The organism is Pseudomonas sp. Ps21-P2 (assembly GCF_039672565.1).
Taxonomy (GTDB): domain Bacteria; phylum Pseudomonadota; class Gammaproteobacteria; order Pseudomonadales; family Pseudomonadaceae; genus Aquipseudomonas.
Window position 1 is genome coordinate 434875 of sequence record NZ_JBDFPL010000002.1, and the last position, 23537, is coordinate 458411.

The window sequence follows — 23537 nt, forward strand, 5'->3', positions numbered from 1 at the left end:
CGGCAAGCGGCAAGCCCCAAGACAAAGCAACTGCAGTCCTGGTTTGCCGCTCACCCCACCAATCTCGCAGGCGCCGTCTCGCTGCTTTTTCTTGCAGCTTGAGGCTTGACGCTTGCAACTCCCAAGGAGATTTATCTTGGAATACGACTACATCATCATCGGCGCCGGCTCGGCCGGTAACACCCTGGCAGCCCGTCTCACCGAAGACGCAGGCGTCACCGTGCTGTTGCTTGAAGCAGGCGGCCCGGACTATCGCGCTGATTTCCGCACGCAGATGCCAGCCGCCCTCGCGTTTCCGTTGCAAGGCCGTCGCTACAACTGGGCCTACGAGACCGAGCCAGAGCCGCACATGAACAACCGCCGCATGGAATGCGGTCGCGGCAAGGGCCTGGGTGGCTCGTCGCTGATCAACGGCATGTGCTACATCCGCGGCAACGCCATGGACTACGATGGCTGGGCGAAAAACCCGGGCCTGGAAGACTGGTCCTACCTTGATTGCCTGCCGTACTTCCGCAAGGCAGAAACCCGCGATATCGGACCGAACGACTACCACGGCGGCGAAGGCCCGGTCAGCGTGACCACGCCTAAAGCCGGCAATAACCCGCTGTTCGCCGCAATGGTGGAAGCGGGCGTGCAAGCCGGTTATCCGCGCACCGACGACCTCAACGGTTATCAGCAGGAAGGTTTCGGCCCGATGGACCGTACCGTCACGCCGTTCGGCCGTCGCGCCAGCACCGCCCGTGGCTATCTGGACGAAGCGAAGAAGCGCTCGACCCTGACCATCGTCACTCACGCGCTGACAGACCGGATTCTGTTCGACAACAAGCGCGCCGTCGGCGTGGCCTACCTGGTTGGCGACAGCGACACCCGCATCGAAGCGCGTGCTCGCAAGGAAGTCCTGCTGTGTGGCGGCGCCATCGCTTCGCCGCAGATCCTGCAGCGTTCCGGCGTCGGCCCCGCCGCGCTGCTGAAGAAGCTCGACATTCCGGTCGTTCATGATCTGCCGGGCGTTGGCGAGAACCTGCAAGACCACCTCGAGATGTATTTGCAGTACGCCTGCAAAGAGCCGGTCTCGCTGTACCCGTCGCTGCTGTGGTGGAACCAGCCGGCCATCGGCGCCGAGTGGATGTTCCTCGGTAAAGGGATCGGCGCCAGCAACCAGTTCGAAGCAGGCGGTTTCATTCGTTCGCGCGAGGAATTCGAGTGGCCGAACATTCAGTACCACTTCCTGCCGGTCGCGATTAACTACAACGGCAGCAAGGGCGTGAAAGAGCATGGTTTCCAGGCGCACGTGGGTTCGATGCGCTCGCCAAGCCGAGGCCGCGTGCAGTTGAAATCGAAGAATCCCCGCGAGTACCCGAGCATTCTTTTCAACTACATGGCGTCCGAGCAGGACTGGCAGGAATTCCGCGACGGCATTCGCCTGACCCGCGAGATCATGCAGCAGCCGGCGCTGGACCAATACCGTGGCCGCGAAATCAGCCCGGGCATCGACGTGCAGAGCGACGAGCAACTGGACACGTTTATCCGTGAGCACGCCGAGACGGCGTATCACCCGTCCTGCTCGTGCAAGATGGGCACCGATGAAATGGCGGTCGTTGACGGCCAGGGCCGTGTGCACGGGATGGAAGGGCTGCGTGTGGTGGATGCGTCGATCATGCCGCTGATCACCACCGGCAACCTCAACGCGCCGACGATTATGATGGCCGAGAAAATCGCCGACAAGATCCGCGGCCGTGCTCCACTGCCGCGCAGCACCGCCGATTACTACGTCGCCGGCGATGCGCCCGTGCGTGGCAAGCCGATGCGCGAAGTGGGCCCGTTGGCGCAGTAACCACCGCCAGCGCTCTTGGAGATCCTTCGGGATGCTGTGCAATCGTGCAGCACACCCGGACCATGTGGGAGCGAGCTTGCTCGCGAAGAAGGCATTTCAGCCGCTGAAGATTCAGTGGATGTGCCGACCTCTTCGCGAGCAAGCTCGCTCCCACCAGTCCATGTCTCACTAGATACATCTCCGGCGCCGACGTGCCTCCACCGCCATCCCTCCCCGCTGCAGTGATCATCCGCGCTATGATTCGGGCCGTTGCCTGTCCGAATCGCCAAGGAGCCTTCCTGCATGTTCGACTTCTCCGCTCAGCTCAAACAGCGGTTCGCCGCCCTGCAGAGCAGCGCCCCGTTTTTCTCCCTGCGTTACGTCAAACAGACCAGCCAGCATCTGTCGGTGCGCAAGAACGTCGCCGAGCCGCCGCAACTGAGCATCGACGAGGGCGCGATGCTGACCGTGCGCATCAATGGTGTCGAAGCCTACGCGGCCACCAACGACATCTCCCGGCGCGGCCTTCAATCGGCGCTGGAACAAGCAGAGATTCAAGCGCGGCAACTGGCCCCGCATTCGCTGCTCGACCTGCACGACCATGCTGTCGCCACCGCTCGTGCCGATTACCTTTCGCCCAACCTGCAAAGCGCGTTTCCATCGCTCAGCGATTGCTATGCCCTGCTCAACGCCGAATCGGCGTCGGTGCCCAGGGACGAGCGTCTGGTCAACTGGCAGGTGAGTCTGGGCCTTGAGAACGTCGAGCAGATCTACCTGAACAACGCCGGCGCCGAGATCCGTCAGGCCCAGCGCTTCGTCTTTCCCGGGCTGACCGTCACGGCCTACGACGGCCAGGACAGCCAGACCCGCAGCCTCGGCCGCGAGAACTTCGGCCAGCAAGGCGGCGCAGAAGTCATCGCGTCCTGCGGGATCATTGGCGCCGCAGTTAATGTTGCCGATCAGGCGCTGCAACTGGTCATGGCGCCGAATACGCCCTCCGGCCCGCGCGATCTGTTGCTCACGCCCGACCAGATGACCCTGCAAATCCACGAATCCATCGGTCACCCCCTGGAGCTGGACCGCATCCTCGGCGATGAGCGCAATTACGCCGGCACCAGCTTCGTCAAAGCCAGCGACTTCGGCAGCCTGCAGTACGGCTCAAGGCTGCTCAACGTGACCTTCGATCCCGAGATCCCCGAGCAACTGGCGAGCTACGGCTTTGATGACGACGGCACACCGGCGAGCAAGCAATTCCTGATCAAGGACGGCGTATTGGTGAGGCCGCTGGGCGGCGCGCTGTCGCAATACCGCAGCGGCATGGAAGGCGTCGCCAATAGCCGCGCGTCGAGCTGGAACCGCGCCCCCATCGACCGCATGGCCAACCTGAATATCGAGCCGGGCGACCAGTCGATGGCGCAGCTCATCGGCGGCATCGAGCACGGCATTTTGATGAGCACCAACCGCTCGTGGTCGATCGACGATGCGCGCAACAAATTCCAGTTCGGCTGCGAATGGGGGCAGTTGATCGAGAACGGCGAGATCAAGGGCGTGGTGAAAAACCCGAACTACCGCGCGATCTCCGCCCAGTTCTGGCGCAACCTCAGCGCGGTCGGCGACGCCAGCACCTTCAAGGTCCTCGGCACGCCCAACTGCGGCAAAGGCGAGCCCAATCAAGTGATCCGCGTAGGGCACGCCTCGCCCGCTTGCGTGTTCGCCAGCGTTGATGTTTTCGGAGGTGACGCATGATGTCCCATCAAGCGCAATTCAAGGCCCTGGCCGAGTGGTTGCACGGCGCGGTCACGGCAGACGAGCGTTACACCTTGAGCTACGACGCCGAATCGTCGGACTTCATTCGTTTCAACCACGCCAAAGTGCGTCAGGCCGGCCACGTGCAGCAGGCCAGCGTGACCTTCAAGCTGATCGCCGCAGGCCGTCACGCAAACCTGAGCCTGACGCTGTCGGGCGATGGCGAGGTGGATCGACAGCGCCTGAGCGAAGCCCTGACTCAGTTGCGCGAGACCCTGACGCTGTTGCCGGAAGACCCTTATCTCCAGTTGAACGAAGAGGCCTGGCAGAGCAGCAACGTGCAGGAGACGCCGTTGCCGGACAGCGCCCATGTGGTCGAGCAGATCGCGCAATTGGGCGAGGGGCTGGATCTGGTCGGCATCTACGCCGCCGGGCCGATCTATCGCGGTTTCGCCAGCTCAAGTGGTGCGCTGGGCTGGCATCAGGCCAACAGTTTCAATTTCGACTGGAGCCTGTTCCACGAGAACGGCCAGGCGGTAAAAGCCAATTACGCCGGCCACACCTGGACTGACGAGGGTTTTGCACGGCGCTTTGCGCTGGCCCGTGAGCAACTGACGTTTCTTGGCCACCCGGCACACGCCCTCGCGCCCGGGAAATACCGTGCCTATCTGGCGCCCGCCGCACTGGAAGAAGTCATCGGAATGCTGTGCTGGGGTGGATTCTCCGCGCAGTCGCTGGCTGACAAGACCAGTCCCTTGCAGCGGTTGTACGACGGTCACGCCACGCTGAGTCCGCTGGTGAGTTTGAACGAGCAGGTCAGCGGCTCGTTGTCCCCTGCGTTTTCCGGCGAGGGTTATCCGCGCATGGACCTGTCGCTGGTGGCCGAAGGCGTCGCCCGGGATCGCATGATCGACTCGCGCAGCGCCGCCGAATACGGCCTTGTCGCCAATGGCGCAGGCTGGGGCGAGTCGCCGAGTGCGCTGAGCATGGAAGGCGGCTCGCTGGCGCTGGATGAGGTGTTGGAAGCGCTGGGCACGGGCCTGTACATCAGCAACCTGTGGTATTTGAATTTCTCGGACCGCACCGCCGGGCGCATCACGGGGATGACGCGCTTTGCCACGTTCTGGGTCGAGGACGGGCAGATCAAGGCGCCGGTCAATACCATGCGTTTCGACGACAGCATCTTCAGCCTGCTGGGCACCGCACTGGAGCAGCTGACCACAGAAAGGGAACTCCTGCTGTCGACGAGCACCTACAGTCAGCGCCAGACCGCCTCGAATCTGCTGCCGGGTGCGCTGCTGAGCGGGTTGACGCTGACGTTGTAATGCATCGGGCTGTCTGGCTGCTGGCGGGCAGCCACTGAGCTCTGTGTGTGGGAGCGAACTTGCTCGCGAATGCTGGCAATCAGGCTGCAGAGATGGGGCGGTTGTCAGGGCGTCTTCGTGAGCAAGCTCACTCCCACAAGGACCGTGCTTCAGCAGTGAGAGCTTCTACCGGGGCCGTGCTCCCAGCAGTTACATCCGATAATTAATTGGCCCGTTTCCCGCAACCATAAGGACCCTCGATCCACATGCCGACCTCAACACCGCAGCTGGACGCCCGCACCCTGCGCTGGATGCCATGGGTCATCGCCATCGCTTTTTTCATGCAAAGCCTGGACGGCACGATCCTCAACACCGCGCTGCCGTCCATGGCCGGCTCGCTGGCGGAAAACCCGCTGCGCATGCAGTCGGTGATCATCGCTTACATGTTGACCATCGCCCTGCTGATTCCAGCGTCGGGCTGGATTTCCGACCGTTTCGGCATCAAGCGCATCTTCTTCAGCGCCATTCTGTTGTTCAGCTTTGGCTCGTTGCTGTGTGCGGTGTCCAACTCCCTCGGCATGCTGGTCGGGGCGCGGGTGATTCAGGGCCTAGGTGGTGCGTTGATGATGCCCGTCGGCCGGCTCATCGTGCTGCGCGCCTACCCCCGAACCGAACTGGTACGCACCCTGAGCTTCATCACCATGCCCGCCCTGCTCGGCCCGCTGATGGGCCCGACGGTCGGCGGCTGGCTGGTGGAATACCTGAGCTGGCACTGGATCTTCCTGATCAACCTTCCGGTGGGGATTCTCGGGTGTTTTGCCGTGCGCAAATTCATCCCCGACCTTCAGGGCGGCGGACGCACGCGGTTTGATCTGGTGGGGTTCGGCCTGTTCGGCGCGTCGATGGTGCTGATCACGATTGCGCTGGAAGGTCTCGGCGAACTGCACTTGCCGCACTTGCGGGTGGTGATGCTGCTGTTCGGCGGCATGGCCTGTCTCGCCGCGTACTGGTTGCGCGCCAGTCATGTGGAAGCGCCACTGTTCTCCGCTCAGTTGTTCAAGACCCGCAGTTTTGCGGTGGGCATCATGGGCAATCTGTTTGCCCGACTGGGCAGCGGCGCCCTGCCGTTCCTGCTGCCGCTGATGCTGCAAGTCGCCCTGGGTTACTCGCCTTCTCACGCCGGTATGAGCATGATTCCCCTGGCCCTCGCGGCGATGTTCGCCAAGCCTCTGGCAACCAAAGCCATCGAGCGACTGGGTTATCGCATCGTGCTGACCGGTAATACGCTGCTGTTGGGTATTCTGCTGGCGAGCATGGCGCTGGTCACGGCCAACACGCCGTACTGGCTGCTGCTCATTCATCTGGCGTTTTTGGGCGGGGTCAACTCGCTGCAGTTCTCGGCGATGAACGCGGTGACGCTGATCGACCTCGATGACGCCAGTGCCGCCAGCGGCAACAGTTTGCTGTCGGTGGTCGCGCAGTTGTCTCTGAGTCTTGGCGTCGCCTGTGCGGCCGCCTTGCTGGGCGGATTCAGCGACGACGTGGCGACGGGTGAAGTCAGCGACGTGCTCGGCGCGTTTCAGCTGACCTTCCTGTGCGTCGGCGTGCTGGCGATGCTGGCGGCGTCGATCTTCCTGCAGCTGTCGCCCCGCATGGCCCCCGAAGCACCGGCGCGCAAACCGCAACCGGAGCCCGAGATCGAGGCGTGATTCACTCACCATTTATCGCGCGCGGCCCCAAGGCAGGGGTCGCGACCTGATACACTGCGCGACATTTTGTTTTGCAGGCCCGTCCCGTGACTAACACCGCTTTTAACTCACTGCCCCTTTCCGCCGCCATGCTGGCTAACCTGGAGTCCCTTGGTTATGCCGAGATGACGCCGATTCAGGCGCAGAGCCTGCCGGTGATCGTCAAGGGGATGGACCTGATCGCCCAGGCCAAGACGGGCTCTGGCAAGACCGCTGCATTCGGCATCGGCCTGCTCAATCCGATCAATCCGCGCTACTTCGGCTGCCAGGCGCTGGTGCTCTGCCCCACCCGTGAGTTGGCCGACCAGGTGGCCAAGGAAATCCGCCGTCTGGCGCGTTCCGAAGACAACATCAAGGTCCTGACGCTCTGCGGCGGCGTGTCTTTCGGCCCGCAAATTGGCTCGCTGGAGCACGGCGCGCACATCATCGTTGGCACACCGGGTCGCATTCAGCAGCATCTGCGCAAGGGTTCGCTGGTACTGGACGGCCTGAACACGCTGGTGCTGGACGAAGCCGACCGCATGCTCGACATGGGTTTCTACGATGCCATCGCCGACATCATCGAGCAGACCCCCAAGCGTCGCCAGACCCTGCTGTTCTCGGCCACGTACCCGGTCGGTATCAAGCAGCTGTCCTCGAAATTCATGCGTGACCCGCAGACCGTCAAAGTCGAAGCGCTCCACGCCGACAGCCAGATCGAGCAGATCTTCTATGAAATCGCGCCGGAACAACGCCTCGAAGCGGTGGTCCGCGTGCTCGATCATTTCCGTCCGCAGTCCTGCGTGGCGTTCTGTTTCACCAAGCAGCAGGTTCAGGAAGTGGTCGATCACCTGACCGCCAAGGGCATGTCCGCCGTCGGCCTGCATGGCGATCTGGAACAGCGTGACCGCGACCAGGTGCTGGCGATGTTCGCCAACCGCAGCACCTCGGTGCTGGTGGCCACTGACGTCGCTGCGCGCGGTCTGGACATCGATGGCCTGGACATGGTGCTCAACGTCGAACTGGCGCGGGATTCGGAAATCCACATTCACCGCGTCGGCCGTACCGGTCGTGCGGGTGAGACCGGCATCGCCGTCAGCCTCGTCGCCCCCGGCGAAAGCCAGCGCGCCCGCGCCGTTGAAGAACTGCAGAAAGCGCCGCTCAACTGGCAGCAATACGACCAACTGGAGCGCAAGGAAGGCGGCAAGCTGCTACCACCGATGACCACGCTGTGCATCGGTTCCGGCCGCAAAGACAAACTGCGCCCTGGCGACATTCTGGGCGCGCTGACCGGCGAAGCCGGCATTCCCGGCACTCAGGTGGGCAAGATCGCGATCTTTGATTTCCAGGCCTACGTCGCCGTGGAACGCAGCATGGCCAAGCAGGCGCTGGAGCGTTTGAACAACGGCAAGATCAAGGGCAAATCGTTGCGCGTGCGGATCTTGTAAACACCCGCAATACCGCATCGCCCCCTGATCGCGAGCAAGGTGGAGCGCCACCCCGGTCGCTCCTACAAGGCCGCGCAACCCCTGTGGGAGCGACCGGGGTGGCGCTCCACCTTGCTCGCGAAAGCGTCAGCAGAATCAACATTGATCGCTGAAAGATTCCACGATCTTCTTCCCGATATTCCGAGGACACCGCTTTGCCCGTTACTGACGTTGTGATCATCGGCGCCGGCGCCGCAGGTTTGATGTGTGCATTCACGGCGGCCCAGCGCGGGCGCAAGGTCATGTTGATCGATCACGCCAACAAGCCGGGCAAGAAAATCCTCATGTCGGGCGGCGGTCGCTGCAACTTCACCAACCTGTACACCGAGCCAGCCAACTTCCTCTCGCAGAATCCGCATTTCTGCAAATCGGCGCTGGCCCGCTACACCCAGTGGGATTTCATCGAACTGGTGGGCAAGCACGGCGTACCGTACCACGAAAAGAAACTCGGCCAACTGTTCTGCGACAACAAGTCCAGCGACATCCTCGATCTGCTGCTCGCCGAATGCCACACCGCCGGCGTGAGCCTGCATATGGACACTTCAGTGCAGAGCATCGAGAAAACCGAAAGCGGTTACCTGCTGAAAACCACCCTGGGCGAGCTCCGTTGCGAGTCGCTGGTGATCGCCACAGGCGGGCTGTCGATTCCGACGCTGGGCGCCACCGGTTTCGGTTATCAGGTCGGCAAGCAGTTCGGCCACACGCTATTGCCTACCCGGGCGGGCCTGGTGCCGTTCACCATCACCGATCAATTGAAAGAGCTGTGCACCGAGCTGACCGGCACGTCGGTCGATTGCCTGGTGAGCTGCAACGACGTCAGCTTTCGCGAGAACATCCTGTTCACCCACCGTGGCTTGAGCGGGCCGGCGATTCTGCAGATCTCGTCCTTCTGGCAGCCGGGCGACACGGTCGAAATCAATCTGATGCCCGACCACGACGCCCACAACTGGCTGACCGAGCAACAGGCCGAACGCCCGAACAGCGAACTGAAGACGCTGCTCGGCGAGATTTTCACCAAGAAAATGGCCAACCTGATTGCCGAGCAATGGTTTGTGTCCAAGCCGATGAAGCAGTACACCCACGCTGAACTGGCCGACATCGCAGCTAAATTGTCGACCTGGCAAGTGGTACCGGCGGGCACCGAAGGGTATCGCACCGCGGAAGTGACACTGGGCGGCATCGACACCCGCGAGGTGTCGTCGAAGACCATGGAATCCCTGAAATCACCGGGGCTGTATTTTGTCGGTGAGGTGCTGGATGTCAGCGGGCATCTGGGCGGCTTCAACTTCCAGTGGGCCTGGGCCTCGGCGTATGCGGCGGCGCAGTTCGTCTGAGCAGTCGTTGCGAGCAAGCCTACAACGTCACAGACGCACGCGATCTCTGTAGGAGCAATCGGAATTTACGACGGTCGCGAAGAGGCCGGGTCAGGCAATACACATTCAGTGCCTGACCTTGCGCCTTCGCGACCGTCGTCACATCCGATTGCTCCTACAAGTGCGTGTCGCAAATGAGAGAGGCACCCTTGGGGTCAAGGTGCGTCTCGAAGTATTGGCATCCGCCCCGGAATAAATTTTGCTAACCGGATGTACAGCGCGCATCCGGCGCTGTACATATCCCTCAGCAAAATCAATCGCGAACAAGGCCGTCAGCGTTCATGGCATCGACATCGTTGCGCAATACATTCCGCCGTCTCTGGGCGCTGGACAAGTTTTCCTACAGCGTGCGGGTTTTCATCGCGCTGACCGGCAGCATGGCGCTGTGCTGGTACCAGAACGAGATGTCTCAGTTGATCCCGCTGTTCCTCGGGATTATCGCCAGCGCCTTGTCGGAAACCGATGACAGCTGGCAGGGCCGGCTCAATGCGCTGGCCGTGACGCTGGTGTGCTTCAGCATCGCGGCGCTGTCCGTGGAGCTGCTGTTCCCCTACCCCGTGGTGTTCATCTGCGCCTTTGCTTTCGCGGCGTTCTGCCTGACGATGCTCGGTGCGCTGGGCGAGCGCTACGGCGCCATTGCCTACGCGACGTTGATTCTCTCGGTCTACACCATGATCGGTGTCGATCAGCGCGGCGGCGAAGTCACCGATTTCTGGCATGAACCCATGCTGCTGGTCGCAGGTGCGGCGTGGTACGGCCTGCTGTCGGTGCTGTGGCAGATGCTGTTTTCCAATCAGCCGGTGCAGCAGGCCCTGGCCCGACTGTTTCGTGAGCTGGGCCTGTACCTGAAGCTCAAATCAGAGCTGTTCGAGCCGATTCGCACCCTTGATATCGAAGCCAAGCGCCTGGAGCTTGCCAAACAGAACGGCAAGGTCGTCGGTGCGCTCAACGTGACCAAGGAAATCATCCTCAACCGTGTGGGCAGTGGCCGCCCCGGCTCGAAGGTCAGCCGCTACCTGAAGCTGTACTTTCTGGCCCAGGACATCCACGAACGTGCCAGTTCGTCGCACTATCCCTACAACTCCCTGGCCGAAGCGTTCTTCCACAGTGACGTGCTGTTTCGCTGCCAGCGCCTGCTGCGCCAGCAAGGTCGCGCCTGCCGTGACTTGTCGGCGTCGATCCAGCTGCGCCAGCCGTTCATCTATGACGACAGCTTCGCCCACGCACTGAATGACCTGCGCGCCTCCCTCGAACACCTGCGCATTCAGAGCAATCCGGCGTGGCGCGGGCTGCTGCGTTCGCTGCGGGCGCTGGCCAATAACCTTGGCACCCTTGACCGGCTGCTCAGCGATGCGAGCAACCCCGACGCCCTGGCGGACGCCACCGACAGCAGTCTGCTGGACCGCTCGCCGCGCAACCTCAAGGACGTCTGGACGCGCTTGCGCCTGCAACTGACGCCGACCTCGCTGTTGTTCCGTCACGCCCTGCGCCTGCCATTGGCGCTGGTCATCGGCTACATCATGGTTCACCTGATCCACCCGTCCCAAGGGTACTGGATCATCCTCACCACGGTGTTTGTCTGCCAGCCAAGCTACGGCGCCACGCGGCGCAAGCTCGGGCAGCGCATCATCGGCACCGCCATTGGCCTGACGGCGGGCTGGATTCTGTTCGACCTGATCACCACGCCGGTCCTGCAATCGATGTGCGCGGTGCTGGCCGGCGTGGTGTTCTTCGTCAACCGCACCACGCGCTACACGCTGTCGACGGCGGCAATCACGGTGATGATCCTGTTCTGCTTCAATCAGGTCGGCGACGGTTACGGCGTGTTCCTGCCGCGCCTGCTGGACACGCTGCTGGGCAGCCTGATCGCCGGCCTGGCGGTGTTCCTGTTCCTGCCGGACTGGCAAGGTCGCCGGCTGAACAAGGTGCTGGCCAACACGCTGTCGTGCAACAGCATTTACCTGCGCCAGATCATGCAGCAGTACGCGAACGGCAAGAGCGACGATCTGGCCTATCGACTGGCCCGACGCAACGCCCATAACGCCGACGCGGCACTGTCCACCACGCTGGCCAACATGCTCATGGAGCCCGGGCATTTCCGCAAAGAGGCCGACGTGGGTTTCCGCTTCCTGGTGCTGTCGCACACGCTGCTCAGTTATCTGTCGGGCCTGGGGGCCCATCGGGACGCACCGCTGCCGCCCGAAGTGCGCGAGCAGCTGATCGAGGGCGCCGGGGCCAGCCTTGCCGCGAGCATCGATGAAATCGCCCAGAGCCTGGCGATGCGTGAGCCGGTGGCGGTGCAAAGCGACGCTGAGGAGGCGCTGGCGACGAGCCTGGAACAGATGCCGGAAGAAATCGACGAAGGCCAACGGCTGGTGCAAACCCAACTCGCGCTGATCTGCCGTCAGTTGGGGCCGTTGCGCACCCTCGCAGCGCACTTGATCAAAGATCCCGTCAAAGAACCCGACCTCACAGACCGTGCAGCTTGATGAGCTTGTCGTACGTGCCGTCGGCTTTCATGTCGGCGATGGCCTTGTCGAAATCCAGAACGATCTGCTGATGATCCGCCCGTTTGATGCTGACCAGCATGTGCAGACTGTTTTCGCTCAGTGACTTGGGCAGAAATTCAACGCTGGCCTGTACGTCAGCCGGCTCGCGATTGAGGGCAAAGCGCGCCGCGTACTCGTCTTCCACCGTCAAGTCGACCCTGCGCGCCGCGAGCATCCTGACAGAGGTCGAGAAATTCGCAACCGGCACCTTCTTCAGCTCGGCATCGGCGTCGAATTCGGGCGAATAGGCGTAGCCGCGCACGACGGCAATGGAATAGCCGTGCAGCTGCGACAGGCTCTGAAAGTCGATGGCGGCGTCTTTGCGTTTCAGAAAAAGCAGGCGGTTAATCAGGTATGGCGCAGAGAAAACCCCAATGCGCGTGCGGTCTTCGCTGTACCAGGCGTTGATGACGATGTCATACCGCCCTTCGCTCAGCCCGTGAATCGCCCGCGCCCAGGGGACCTGCTCGTATTCGGTGTCATAACCGGCGCGGCCCAGGGCCGTGCGAATCAGATCAGTGGAAAGCCCGTCGTGCAGCAATGACACGTCGGCATAAGGCGCCCACGCATCGCCAGCGAGACGCAATGTCTGCGCGACCGCGCCTTGGGCTATCAGCATCATTCCCAACAGCCCTGCGGCGCACAGCAAACGCGACATGCTCAGCTTCCTTGTGGCAACTGGCCTTCAGTGAAGACGCATTTTGCGCATTGCACAACTCATAACACTGCGATGTTTGTGCTGCAGTTCAACAAAATGACGCGCCGTTGATTGAATCAGTGTCGAGCCCTGCTCGCCGCGAATTTGGGCTTGCGCCGATATGCGTTTAGTATCCGGCATCCACTTCTTCTCGCAGGCCGGCGTCATGTCTATCAACTGGATTTGCAAACACCATACCGACCTTGGAAAAGAGCAGCTGTACGCCATTCTGCAACTGAGGGCGCAGGTGTTCGTGGTGGAGCAGAAATGCTGGTATCTGGACGTCGATGGCCAGGATTTGCTGGGCGATACCTGCCATCTCATGGCTTGGCAGGATGATCAGTTGGTCGCCTACCTGCGCCTGCTGGACCCGATTCAGCAGAACGGTGACGTGACCATTGGCCGCGTGGTGACTGCACCATCGATGCGCAACAAGGGCACGGGTCATGAATTGATGGTTCAGGCGCTGAAACACGCCGAACTTCAGTGGCCGGACCAGCCGATATTTCTCTCGGCCCAGGCGCATTTGCAGGGTTATTACAGCCGCTACGGCTTTAATCCGGTGGGCGAGGTGTACGTCGAGGACGGCATCCCGCACATCAGCATGCGTCGCGATCTGGACTGATCCGGCGCGGGGACCCCGATGTCCCTCGCAGGACCGGCTTTAGCCGGGAAGCTCTAGAATCAACGCCCCCGACACGACGTCACGGATACCCGAGCACCGTCTTGATGGCCTGCAGATTGTCCTCGATCCAGCGGCGGTCAATTGCGCCCCAGTCATGAATCCGGTAACCGCCGGCATGATTGCGGCCGCCATCCAGTTGTTCGAATTCGCAGACGATGTCCAGATCAGCCAGCGCCGCGATGGTGTCCTGGGCCGTGCGACGGGGCATGCCGGTGACGTCGGTCAGTGCCGGTACGCTGCTGGCGATGCCGCTGTCGATCAGATACGCCACATACAGGCGGCGGTAGAAACTGCTCTTGGTCTTGCTGACGTCCATTAAAACTTCCTTGAAAAGCGCTAGCGGCTGATCAGCGCACGGCCGTCTGCATGTCCCGCCAGGTCAGGTAGATGCGCAGGTCGAATTCCAGCTGGTGATAGCCCGGTTGCATGTGTTCGCACAACTGATAGAACGCCTTGTTGTGGTCCGACTCCTTGAAGTGCGCCAGTTCGTGGACCACGATCATCTTCAGAAACTGCGGCGCGGCCTCCTTGAACAGCGCAGCCACGCGGATTTCCTTCTTGGATTTAAGCTTGCCGCCCTGCACCCGCGACACGGTGGTGTGCAGGCCCAGCGCGCGGTGGGTCAGGTCCAGGCGGTTATCGAACAGCACTTTGTCGATGTTCGGCGCGTTGCGCAGGTATTCCTGCTTGAGCGCCAGCGCATAGGCGTACAGCGCCTTGTCGCTCTGGATTTCGTGACGATCCGGGTAGCGCTGCTGCAGATACTCCGTCAGCCGGTCCTGCGAGATCAGCTGCCGAACCTGATCCTGCAGGCCCTCGGGATAAGCCTGCAGGTATTTGAGCGGCATGGGGGTAGTGACAGTCATGGTCGGATCGGGTCGCGGGAAAAACGCGAGTCTACCGCGTCAGTCCTGCCCGAGCAGCTGTAACGCGACCGGCAGATCGACCGGCTCGACAAAACGCTCTGCCTCCAATGGCGGCATCGGATGAGCAATCAGGAAGCCCTGAATGATCTGACAACCGTTGTCGACCAGCCACTGATACTGCTCGTAGGTTTCGACGCCTTCGGCAATCACCTCGATATCGAGCATGCGACACAGGTCAATGATGCTGCGCGCGACGGCCAGATCCCGGGACGATCCCAGCATGCCGCCAATGAAGTGCCGGTCTAGCTTCAAGGTGTCCAGATCGAGGTTGCGCAGATGGGCAAGGGAGCTGTCGCCTGCGCCGAAATCGTCCAGCGACACACGCACGCCTATGTCATGCAGATCCTGCAGTTGCTTGCGGCTGTGAACCAGGTTGTGGACCAGCGACGGCTCGGTGATCTCGACTTCCAGTTGCCGGGGTTTCAGGCCGTGTATCTGCATCGCGCGCTGCAACTCGGCCGCCAGATTCGGCAGGCTGAATTGCGCAGGGCTCACGCTGACGCTCATGACCAGATCGTCCGGGAAGACGTCGCTCCAGCGTTGGCGCTGCGCCGCACCCTGCTCGAAAATCCAGCCACCGAGCTTGTTGATCAGACGCGTCTCCTCCAGCAGCGGAATGAACACGCCTGACGGCACATCGCCCGCGTCAGGATGATGCCAGCGCAGCAGCGCTTCAAAACCCCGCGTCTTGCCGGTGACCACGTTGACCTGCGGCTGATAGACCATGGAAAAGTCTTTGCCATCGATCGCCGTGCGCACGCTCTCTTCCAGCATCAGACGGGAGCGTGCGCGGCCATTCATGTACTGATCGAAGAAGCGGTATTGCTGACGCCCTGCGCGCTTGGCTTCGTACATCGCAATGTCCGCCGCGCGCAGCAGGCCATCCAGATTGGTGCCGCAGTCCGGGTAGACCGCGATGCCGATACTCGCGCCGAGTGTGGCTTCGACCCCGTCAATCATGCGCCGGGCAGACACCCTCTCGATCAGCTTTTCGGCCACCTTCGCAGCGTGTTCGGGGAAGTCGAGTCCGTCGATGACCACCACGAACTCGTCGCCGCCCATGCGCGCAAGCACATCGTAAGGACGCAGGCAGTCTTTCAGTTGCGCGCCGACCCACTGCAACACCTGATCGCCGGCGTCATGACCCAGCGAATCATTCACATCCTTGAAGCCGTCGAGGTCCAGGTACAACACGACCAGGTATTTGCCCGCATGCTCGTTGCGCAACAGCATCCCTTCGACGGTCTGATAAAAGCCGCGGCGGTTGAGCAGCCCGGTGAGGGAGTCCGTCACGGCCTGATGTTCGAGCTGACGATAGAGGTCACGCACCACTGACATGTCGAGCACGCTCAGCACCATCGCGCGCTGCTCGGCGGGCAGCGGCGCGCAGGACAATGCGACCGGGACCTGACGCCCCTCGGGCGTTCGCAGCACGGCGTCATGGACGCGATAGGTATCGGCACGGCGATAGTGATGATAAAAGCCGGAATCTGCCCATTCGCCAACGCTGGGCTCGTGCAGGTAGGTGCACAACCCGGTGCCGCGCAGCTCGCCGTCGGTCATGCCCAGCAACCGGCAGATCGCCGGATTGGCGAAACTGATGACGCCGTCTTCGGTGACGACAAGGATGCCTTCGGCCACGTTGGCCAGCACCGAGGCGTTGAACGCCCGCGCCGATTCCAGCTCGCGGCTCAGCTTCTGCAGGGCACGCCGATTGTGCTGCTGCTCCAGAAGCGCCTGAACCTTGGGCCTGAGAATATTGGGATCGAAGGGTTTGAACAGGTAATCGACTGCGCCGCTGGCGTAACCCTTGTGCACCGAGTCGCGGGATTGTTCGTTGGCGGTGAGGAAGATGATCGGCGTCAATCGCGTTCGCAGACTGCCGCGCATGAGGCGGGCAACTTCGAAGCCATCCATGTCCGGCATCTGCACATCCAGCAGCACCAGATCGACATCTCGGTCCAGCAAAATACCCAACGCTTCCATGCCTGAGGCGGCGGTGATGATTTCCCGGTCCTGGCGCTGCAGTACCGCGCACATGGTCACCAGATTTTCCGGGTAATCGTCAACAACCAACAATACTGATTTGCCACTGGGTGGCAGGGACTGCGCGCATTCCATGCTGCTACTTATCATTCACTTTACTGCCCGGGGAATGGCCCCGCTGATGGACTGATTGGCCATTACTCTAGCTTCGATTGGAGAAAAAAGAAGGCAGCCATAGCAGTGCGATTCGAAAAGTGCCATCCAACCGACTAACGGTAACGGCGCTCAATGTCAGGAACACCCTGAGCTGCAGCAAAGATAGCGGCACTTTGACGTCAACCATCCGACAGATTCGCGTTAACAAATGCGCCGTGGAACCGTATAAAAAGCCGCCCCCAACCCCCTTTCGCCCGCAACTTTGCTGGCAATGAGACATATCGGACGACTAGACATGATTGATTTGGGAACGTGGAATCTGAGCATTCCAGTGGGCTCGCCCCCCGCCACCATCGAGACACAACAACTGCTTCAAGGTTACGACGGCAAATACTTCAAGTCCGGCTCATCGAACATCACATTCTGGGCTCCGGTTACCGGAAGCAAGACCGCCAACGCGATCTATCCGCGCACCGAATTACGCGAGACCTGGTCCAACGGCACGCTGCACAACTGGTACTACCAGGACGCCGACAATTATCTGAATGCCAAGCTCAAGGTTCTCCAGGTGCCATCTTCAGGCAGGGTCGTCATCGGTCAGATCCACGTCTACGACAGCACGCAGCCGCTGTTGAAGCTCGAATATCAGTACCTGGAAGCGACGCACATGGGCAACATCGTCGCCAAGGTCCGCTACCACCCCACCGACAAAAAAGCGCGCGTGATCACGGTGGCGGAAAACGTGAGCCTGAACGAGACGTTCAATTACGTCATCCACCTCAATAAAGCCGGGTTGCTCAGCGTGACCGCCCACGGCATGGCCTGGAACGACCGGATCAGCGCCACCTGGAGCAAACAGCAGCTGTACTTCAAGGCCGGGGTCTACACCCAGGACAACACGGGCTACACCAGCGAAGGCGGCAAGACCATGTTCTTCAACCTGGACGCCGACCACAACAAGAGCTGATGCGCTCGCAAGGGAGCCCGAGCGCTTGTGTCGCTCGGGCTCTTGAGCAGGCAGCCCTTATGCCGCCCTGTATTCTTTTTCCGCTGCTTCAAAGCGCGTCAGCATGCCCGGCGTAGGGCCTTTGCCGATTACGCTGAACAGCACGATGGCGATGCTGGCGAAGATGAAGCCGGGGATGATCTCGTACAGGCCCAGCAGTTCGAAATGCTTCCACACCACGACCGTGATCGCGCCGACCAGAATCCCCGCCAGTGCGCCGTTGCGGGTCATGCCCTTCCAGATCACCGAGATCAGCACCACCGGCCCGAACGCGGCGCCAAAGCCTGCCCAGGCATAGCTGACCAGACCCAGCACGCGGTTTTCCGGGTTCGCCGCCAGGGCGATCGCAATCAGCGCCACCAACAGCACCATGGCCCGGCCGACCCACACCAGCTCAACCTGGGACGCGCTTTTGCGCAAAAACGCTTTGTAGAAGTCTTCGGTCAGCGCACTCGAACAGACCAGCAACTGGCAGCTCAGCGTGCTCATCACCGCCGCCAGAATGGCCGAAAGCAGAACGCCAGCAATCCACGGATTGAACAGGATCTTGGCCAGCTCGATGAAGACGCGCTCGTGGTTTTCAGTCACCGGACCGGCCACCTCAGGGTGCGCCGAAAAGTAGGCGATGCCGAAGAAGCCCACCGCGACGGTGCCGCCCAGGCAGAGGATCATCCAGGTCATGGAAATGCGACGGGCCTTGGCGATCGACCTGACCGAGTCAGCGGCCATGAAGCGCGCCAGGATGTGCGGCTGACCGAAGTAGCCCAGGCCCCAGCCCATCAGCGAAATGACGCCGATGAAGGTGGTGTTCTTGAGCATGTCGAAGTTGCTCGGGTCCTGGGCTTCGATGGCCATGAACGTGGTGTCGATGCCACCGGTCGCCAGCAGCACGATGATGGGCGTAAGGATCAGCGCGAAGATCATCAGGGTCGCTTGTACGGTGTCTGTCCAGCTGACTGCCAGGAAGCCGCCGACGAAGGTGTAGGCAATCGTCGCCGCAGCGCCTGCCCACAACGCGGTTTCGTAGGACATGCCGAAGGTGCTCTCGAACAGCCGCGCGCCAGCGACGATGCCGGAAGCGCAGTAGATCGTGAAGAACACCAGAATCACGATGGCGGAAATCACCCGCAGCAGACCGCTGTTGTCTTCAAAGCGGCTGGAGAAGTAATCCGGCAGGGTCAGCGCATCGCCGTTGTGCTCGGTCTGTACCCGCAGGCGACCGGCAACGAACAGCCAGTTCAGGTAGGCGCCGACGATCAGCCCGATGGCGATCCAGCCTTCCGAGAGACCGGACATGTAGATCGCGCCCGGCAGCCCCATGAGCAACCAGCCGCTCATGTCCGATGCACCGGCCGAAAGGGCCGTGACCACACTGCCGAGGCTGCGCCCGCCGAGGATATAGTCCGAGAGATTATTGGTGGAGCGGTAGGCCATGAGTCCTATGAGGACCATCGCGGCGATGTAGATCACGAAAGTGATCAAGGTAGGGTTGCTGACACTCATCGGTTAGGTTCCGGCGTTGTTTTTATAGGCGCGAGCAGAGCGAAGTCCTCCTGAGGCATCAGGTTCGCGATTGGCCGCTCGCGTGTGTTGCGGGCTGGCGAGAACCTCGCCGCTGCACACCGCTTGAATGCACCAAAGCGGCGCATCCTAGAGGACACTCTGACGCAGGTGCAACCCGAAAAACGCCACTCCATGGCTTTTTTACAATTTAGATCAAAGTGCCATATACCCCGTATTTGCAGGGCAACAGCCAGCTAGAGCCTTGGCCAAGCAGGCACCCGAACCGGGCGAGGCCAGGCCAGCTCGACTCAATACAGGGCACTTTGGAAACACTTTGAAAAAAGCGGTTGCACCCGGTTGCACCCTTTCGATCCCGCGGCTAATCTTGCCGCAGCTAAGCCACATGACCGTGGCTGTCATGAGGATAAGAAATGGCCACCACCACCCTCGGTGTCAAACTCGACGACCCCACCCGCGAGCGATTGAAAGCGGCGGCGCAGTCCATCGACCGGACGCCCCACTGGCTGATCAAGCAGGCGATCTTCAATTATCTGGAGAAGCTCGAGGGCGGTGCGACCCTGAATGAACTCAGTGGTCAGGGTGGCAAAGACGCCGATGATCAGGGTGATCTGCCCGCCGACAACGCCCATCAGGCGTTCCTCGAATTCGCCGAAAGCATCCTTCCCCAGTCTGTTTTGCGCGCCGCCATCACCTCCGCCTACCGCCGTCCCGAGCCTGAAGTGGTGCCGATGCTCATCGAGCAGGCGCGCCTGCCTGCGCCAATGGCCGATGCAACCCACAAGCTGGCGGCGTCGATCGCTGAAAAGCTGCGCAACCAGAAGAGCGCCGGTGGCCGCGCCGGTATCGTCCAGGGCCTGCTGCAGGAATTCTCGCTGTCATCGCAGGAAGGCGTGGCGCTGATGTGCCTGGCCGAAGCCCTGCTGCGCATTCCTGACAAAGGCACCCGCGACGCATTGATCCGCGACAAGATCAGCACCGGCAACTGGCACCCGCATCTCGGCAACAGCCCGTCGCTGTTCGTCAACGCCGCCACCTGGGGCCTGTTACTGACCGGCAAACTGGTCAGCACCCACAACGAGGCGGGCCTGACCTCCTCGCTGAGCCGCATCATCGGCAAGTCCGGCGAGCCGATGATCCGCAAGGGCGTCGACATGGCCATGCGCCTGATGGGCGAGCAGTTCGTCACCGGCGAGACCATCGCCGAAGCTCTGGCCAACGCCAGCAAGTTCGAGGCTAAAGGCTTCCGTTACTCCTACGACATGCTCGGCGAAGCGGCCCTGACCGAGCACGACGCGCAGAAATACCTGGCGTCCTACGAGCAGGCCATCCACTCGATCGGCAAAGCCTCCCACGGTCGCGGCATCTATGAAGGCCCTGGCATCTCCATCAAATTGTCCGCGCTGCACCCGCGTTACAGCCGGGCGCAGTACGAGCGCGTGATGGATGAGTTGTACCCACGCCTGCTGTCGCTGACCTTGCTGGCCAAGCAATACGACATCGGCCTGAACATCGACGCCGAAGAAGCCGATCGCCTGGAGCTGTCGCTGGACCTGCTTGAACGCCTGTGCTTCGAACCGCAACTGACCGGCTGGAACGGCATCGGTTTCGTGATCCAGGCGTATCAGAAGCGCTGCCCTTATGTGATCGACTACGTCATCGACCTGGCCCGCCGCAGCCGCCATCGCCTGATGATCCGTCTGGTGAAAGGCGCGTACTGGGACAGTGAAATCAAGCGCGCCCAAGTCGAGGGCCTGGAAGGCTACCCGGTCTACACGCGCAAGGTTTACACCGACGTTTCCTACATCGCCTGCGCCCGCAAACTGCTCTCGGTGCCGGAAGTCATCTACCCGCAGTTCGCGACCCACAACGCCCATACGCTGTCGGCCATCTACCACATCGCCGGTCAGAACTATTACCCCGGTCAGTACGAGTTCCAGTGCCTGCACGGCATGGGCGAACCCTTGTATGAACAGGTCGTCGGCAAAGTCGCCGATGGCAAGCTGAACCGACCGTGCCGCGTGTACGCACCGGTCGGCACCCATGAAACGCTGCTGGCGTATCTGGTGCGTCGACTGCTGGAAAATGGCGCCAACACCTCCTTCGTCAACCGCATTGCTGACCAGTCGATATCCATTCAGGAACTGGTTGCCGATCCCGTGTCCAGCATCGAGCGCATGGCCACCCAGGAAGGCGGGTTCGGCCTGCCGCATCCACGCATTCCGCTGCCGCGCGACCTGTACGGCAGCGATCGCGCCAACTCCGCCGGCATCGACATGGCCAACGAACATCGTTTGGCATCGCTGTCTTCTGCCCTGCTCGCCACGGCGCACAACGACTGGAAGGCGGGCCCGATGCTGGGCAGCCCGGTCAGCGCTGGCACTGAAACGCCGGTCCTGAACCCGTCCGATTTGCGTGACGTCGTTGGCCACGTACAGGAAGCCAGCCTGGAAGACGTCGATAACGCCCTGCTCAGCGCACTCAGCGCCGGACCGATCTGGCAGGCGACGCCGCCGGCCGAACGTGCCGCAATCCTTGAGCGCGCCGCGGACCTGATGGAAGCCGAAATACAACCGCTGATGGGCTTGCTGGCTCGCGAAGCCGGCAAGACGTTCGCCAACGCCATCGCCGAAGTGCGCGAGGCTGTGGATTTCCTGCGCTACTACGCGGTGCAGGCACGCAACGATTTCAGCAACGACGCTCACCGCCCGTTGGGCCCTGTGGTGTGCATCAGCCCGTGGAACTTCCCGCTGGCGATTTTCAGCGGTCAGGTGGCGGCAGCCCTGGCGGCCGGTAACCCGGTCCTCGCCAAACCCGCCGAACAGACACCGCTGATCGCCGCGCAGGCCGTCCGCATTTTGCTCGAAGCCGGTATACCCGAAGGCGTGGTGCAACTGCTGCCGGGCCGCGGTGAAACCGTCGGCGCACGGCTGGTCGGCGATGATCGCGTCAAGGGTGTCATGTTCACCGGCTCCACTGAAGTCGCTCGCTTGCTGCAACGCAACGTCGCCGGCCGTCTCGATGCTCAGGGCCGGCCGATTCCCCTGATTGCCGAAACCGGTGGCCAGAACGCGATGATCGTCGACTCCTCGGCGCTGACCGAACAAGTGGTCATCGACGTGGTGTCCTCGGCGTTCGACAGCGCCGGCCAACGCTGCTCCGCACTGCGTGTGCTGTGCTTGCAGGAAGATTCAGCGGACCGCGTCATCGAGATGCTTAAAGGCGCAATGGCCGAAAGCCGCCTCGGCAACCCGGAGCGCCTGTCGGTGGACATCGGCCCGGTGATCGATCAGGAAGCCAAGGCCGGCATCGAGAAACACATTCAGGCCATGCGCGACAAAGGCCGTAATGTGTATCAAGTCGCCATTGCCGACAGCGACGAGATCAAGCGCGGCACCTACGTGATGCCGACGCTGATTGAGCTGGACAGCTTCGACGAACTGCAACGGGAAATCTTCGGCCCGGTCCTGCACGTCGTGCGCTACAAGCGTCGTGAGCTGGATCAACTGATCGCGCAGATCAACGCCTCCGGTTATGGCCTGACATTGGGCGTACACACGCGCATCGACGAGACCATCGCCAAGGTGATCGACAACGTCAACGCCGGGAACATGTACGTCAACCGCAACATCGTCGGCGCCGTAGTGGGTGTGCAACCGTTTGGTGGCGAAGGTTTGTCAGGCACCGGCCCGAAAGCCGGTGGCCCGCTGTATCTCTACCGTTTGCTGTCGACGCGTCCCGCCGATGCCGTGCAGAAATCCTTCGCCGCCCGCGATGCGCAACAGGCGCCGGACATCCGCATGCAGGAGGCGATGCTCAAGCCGCTGCATGCACTCAAGGCTTGGGCAAGCAGCCAACAACTCAGCGATCTGGAGGTGTTATGCAGCCAGTTCGCCGAGCAATCCCAAAGCGGCGTGACCCGCACGCTCATGGGCCCGACCGGCGAGCGCAACAGCTACAGCATCCTGCCGCGTGAGCACGTGCTGTGTCTGGCCGAAGATGAGACGGATCTGCTGGCGCAACTGGCCGCAGTGATGGCGGTGGGCAGTATGGCAATCGTGCCGGACGTTGAACCGGCCAAGTCGCTGCGCAATCGTCTGCCGAAGGATGTGCAGTCGCGCATCAAGCTGGTTGCCGACTGGAACAAGGACGCGGTCGCCATTGACGCGGTATTGCACCATGGCGATTCCGATCAACTGCGCGCCATCTGCGAACAGGTCGCTCAACGCAGCGGCGCGATCATCGGCGTTCACGGGCTTTCCAAAGGCGAAACCAACATTGCGCTGGAGCGTCTGGTGATTGAGCGTGCACTGAGCGTCAACACCGCGGCAGCGGGCGGTAATGCGAGCCTCATGACCATCGGCTAGAGGCCTTCGCGGCCAAAGCCGGTCCCACTCAGTGCACGCGCTATTCAGTGGAATCGGCTTCAGCCGGGAAGAAGCCAGTGCGGGCGCCATCCGTTTTGCGATGGCGCCGATGCATTCTTGCCGTTTGGTGGCCGTTTGAGCGCCCCATCACCCGCATCAATCATCCTGTTCACCCCTTCTCCTCGCCCCTAGAC

15 protein-coding genes are annotated in these 23537 nt (G+C 61.8%); 10 read left to right on the top strand and 5 right to left on the bottom strand.

All coding sequences use genetic code 11. The features are described from left to right. Positions 1 to 136 precede the first annotated feature (136 nt). From betA to yccS, 7 genes are all read left to right on the top strand, one after another. Positions 137 to 1834: a choline dehydrogenase gene (gene betA, locus ABEH28_RS05805; protein WP_346629369.1), complete on the top strand. Its 1698-nt coding sequence runs from the start codon at positions 137 to 139 to the stop codon at positions 1832 to 1834. A 282-nt stretch (positions 1835 to 2116) separates the two neighbouring features. Continuing rightward, complete coding sequence (locus ABEH28_RS05810) at positions 2117 to 3559, top strand: TldD/PmbA family protein (RefSeq protein WP_346629370.1); 1443 nt, start codon at positions 2117 to 2119, stop codon at positions 3557 to 3559. Next, positions 3559 to 4884: a TldD/PmbA family protein gene (locus ABEH28_RS05815; RefSeq protein WP_346629540.1), complete on the top strand. Its 1326-nt coding sequence runs from the start codon at positions 3559 to 3561 to the stop codon at positions 4882 to 4884. The genes ABEH28_RS05810 and ABEH28_RS05815 overlap by 1 nt, the downstream gene beginning before the upstream one ends. Positions 4885 to 5129: 245 nt before the next feature. Then, positions 5130 to 6572 (top strand): multidrug transporter subunit MdtD, encoded by a 1443-nt coding sequence (gene mdtD / locus ABEH28_RS05820; protein WP_346629371.1) that lies wholly within the window; start codon positions 5130 to 5132, stop codon positions 6570 to 6572. Between the two features lie 86 nt (positions 6573 to 6658). Then, positions 6659 to 8038: an ATP-dependent RNA helicase DbpA gene (dbpA, locus tag ABEH28_RS05825; RefSeq protein ID WP_074893676.1), complete on the top strand. Its 1380-nt coding sequence runs from the start codon at positions 6659 to 6661 to the stop codon at positions 8036 to 8038. Positions 8039 to 8232: 194 nt separating this feature from the next. Beyond that, positions 8233 to 9411 (top strand): NAD(P)/FAD-dependent oxidoreductase, encoded by a 1179-nt coding sequence (locus ABEH28_RS05830; RefSeq protein ID WP_346629372.1) that lies wholly within the window; start codon positions 8233 to 8235, stop codon positions 9409 to 9411. Between the two features lie 320 nt (positions 9412 to 9731). Beyond that, positions 9732 to 11939 carry a YccS family putative transporter gene (gene yccS, locus ABEH28_RS05835; RefSeq protein WP_192171161.1) on the top strand — a complete coding sequence of 736 codons (2208 nt, stop codon included), beginning with the start codon at positions 9732 to 9734 and terminating at the stop codon, positions 11937 to 11939. Here the strand turns inward: yccS and ABEH28_RS05840 are convergent. Then, complete coding sequence (locus ABEH28_RS05840) at positions 11920 to 12657, bottom strand: transporter substrate-binding domain-containing protein (RefSeq protein WP_282368682.1); 738 nt, start codon at positions 12655 to 12657, stop codon at positions 11920 to 11922. The genes yccS and ABEH28_RS05840 overlap by 20 nt on opposite strands. 205 nt (positions 12658 to 12862) lie before the next feature. Here ABEH28_RS05840 and ABEH28_RS05845 point away from each other — a divergent pair, with 205 nt between their 5' ends. After that, a complete protein-coding gene (locus ABEH28_RS05845) occupies positions 12863 to 13321 on the top strand; it encodes a GNAT family N-acetyltransferase (RefSeq protein WP_346629373.1) in 459 nt (152 codons plus the stop codon). A gap of 79 nt (positions 13322 to 13400) precedes the next feature. On the opposite strand, the gene ABEH28_RS05850 is transcribed toward ABEH28_RS05845, so the two are convergent. Genes ABEH28_RS05850 through ABEH28_RS05860 form a run of 3 tightly spaced genes read right to left on the bottom strand, consistent with a single transcriptional unit; the run spans position 13401 to position 16443 of the window. Continuing rightward, on the bottom strand, positions 13401 to 13697 hold the full coding sequence (locus ABEH28_RS05850) for a winged helix-turn-helix domain-containing protein (RefSeq protein WP_346629374.1): 297 nt from the start codon (positions 13695 to 13697) through the stop codon (positions 13401 to 13403). A gap of 31 nt (positions 13698 to 13728) precedes the next feature. Next, positions 13729 to 14229, bottom strand: coding sequence for a M48 family metallopeptidase (locus tag ABEH28_RS05855; protein WP_282368802.1), 501 nt, complete (start codon positions 14227 to 14229; stop codon positions 13729 to 13731). A gap of 57 nt (positions 14230 to 14286) precedes the next feature. Next, the gene (locus ABEH28_RS05860) at positions 14287 to 16443 is read right to left on the bottom strand and encodes an EAL domain-containing protein (protein WP_346629375.1); all 2157 of its coding nucleotides are present in this window, start codon (positions 16441 to 16443) and stop codon (positions 14287 to 14289) included. A 301-nt stretch (positions 16444 to 16744) separates the two neighbouring features. Between ABEH28_RS05860 and ABEH28_RS05865 the strand changes: the two genes are divergently transcribed. Continuing rightward, positions 16745 to 17416 (top strand): polysaccharide lyase family 7 protein, encoded by a 672-nt coding sequence (locus tag ABEH28_RS05865; protein WP_192171166.1) that lies wholly within the window; start codon positions 16745 to 16747, stop codon positions 17414 to 17416. 57 nt (positions 17417 to 17473) lie between these two features. Here ABEH28_RS05865 and putP read toward each other — a convergent pair whose 3' ends face one another. Continuing rightward, positions 17474 to 18958 carry a sodium/proline symporter PutP gene (gene putP, locus ABEH28_RS05870; protein ID WP_192171167.1) on the bottom strand — a complete coding sequence of 495 codons (1485 nt, stop codon included), beginning with the start codon at positions 18956 to 18958 and terminating at the stop codon, positions 17474 to 17476. 431 nt (positions 18959 to 19389) lie between these two features. On the opposite strand from putP, the gene putA reads away from it, so the two are divergent. Further along, complete coding sequence (gene putA, locus ABEH28_RS05875; RefSeq protein WP_346629376.1) at positions 19390 to 23343, top strand: trifunctional transcriptional regulator/proline dehydrogenase/L-glutamate gamma-semialdehyde dehydrogenase; 3954 nt, start codon at positions 19390 to 19392, stop codon at positions 23341 to 23343. Positions 23344 to 23537: the final 194 nt, after the last annotated feature.

What these genes read in the sequence shown, in the direction of transcription:
- ABEH28_RS05855 (WP_282368802.1), bottom strand. Translation starts at nt 14,229, where the DNA reads ATGCCGCTCAAATACCTGCAGGCTTATCCCGAGGGCCTGCAGGATCAG.
- ABEH28_RS05845 (WP_346629373.1), top strand. Translation starts at nt 12,863, where the DNA reads ATGTCTATCAACTGGATTTGCAAACACCATACCGACCTTGGAAAAGAG.
- ABEH28_RS05810 (WP_346629370.1), top strand. Translation starts at nt 2,117, where the DNA reads ATGTTCGACTTCTCCGCTCAGCTCAAACAGCGGTTCGCCGCCCTGCAG.
- ABEH28_RS05860 (WP_346629375.1), bottom strand. Translation starts at nt 16,443, where the DNA reads ATGATAAGTAGCAGCATGGAATGCGCGCAGTCCCTGCCACCCAGTGGC.
- mdtD (WP_346629371.1), top strand. Translation starts at nt 5,130, where the DNA reads ATGCCGACCTCAACACCGCAGCTGGACGCCCGCACCCTGCGCTGGATG.
- putP (WP_192171167.1), bottom strand. Translation starts at nt 18,958, where the DNA reads ATGAGTGTCAGCAACCCTACCTTGATCACTTTCGTGATCTACATCGCC.
- ABEH28_RS05815 (WP_346629540.1), top strand. Translation starts at nt 3,559, where the DNA reads ATGTCCCATCAAGCGCAATTCAAGGCCCTGGCCGAGTGGTTGCACGGC.
- ABEH28_RS05850 (WP_346629374.1), bottom strand. Translation starts at nt 13,697, where the DNA reads ATGGACGTCAGCAAGACCAAGAGCAGTTTCTACCGCCGCCTGTATGTG.
- ABEH28_RS05840 (WP_282368682.1), bottom strand. Translation starts at nt 12,657, where the DNA reads ATGTCGCGTTTGCTGTGCGCCGCAGGGCTGTTGGGAATGATGCTGATA.
- putA (WP_346629376.1), top strand. Translation starts at nt 19,390, where the DNA reads ATGGCCACCACCACCCTCGGTGTCAAACTCGACGACCCCACCCGCGAG.
- yccS (WP_192171161.1), top strand. Translation starts at nt 9,732, where the DNA reads ATGGCATCGACATCGTTGCGCAATACATTCCGCCGTCTCTGGGCGCTG.
- ABEH28_RS05865 (WP_192171166.1), top strand. Translation starts at nt 16,745, where the DNA reads ATGATTGATTTGGGAACGTGGAATCTGAGCATTCCAGTGGGCTCGCCC.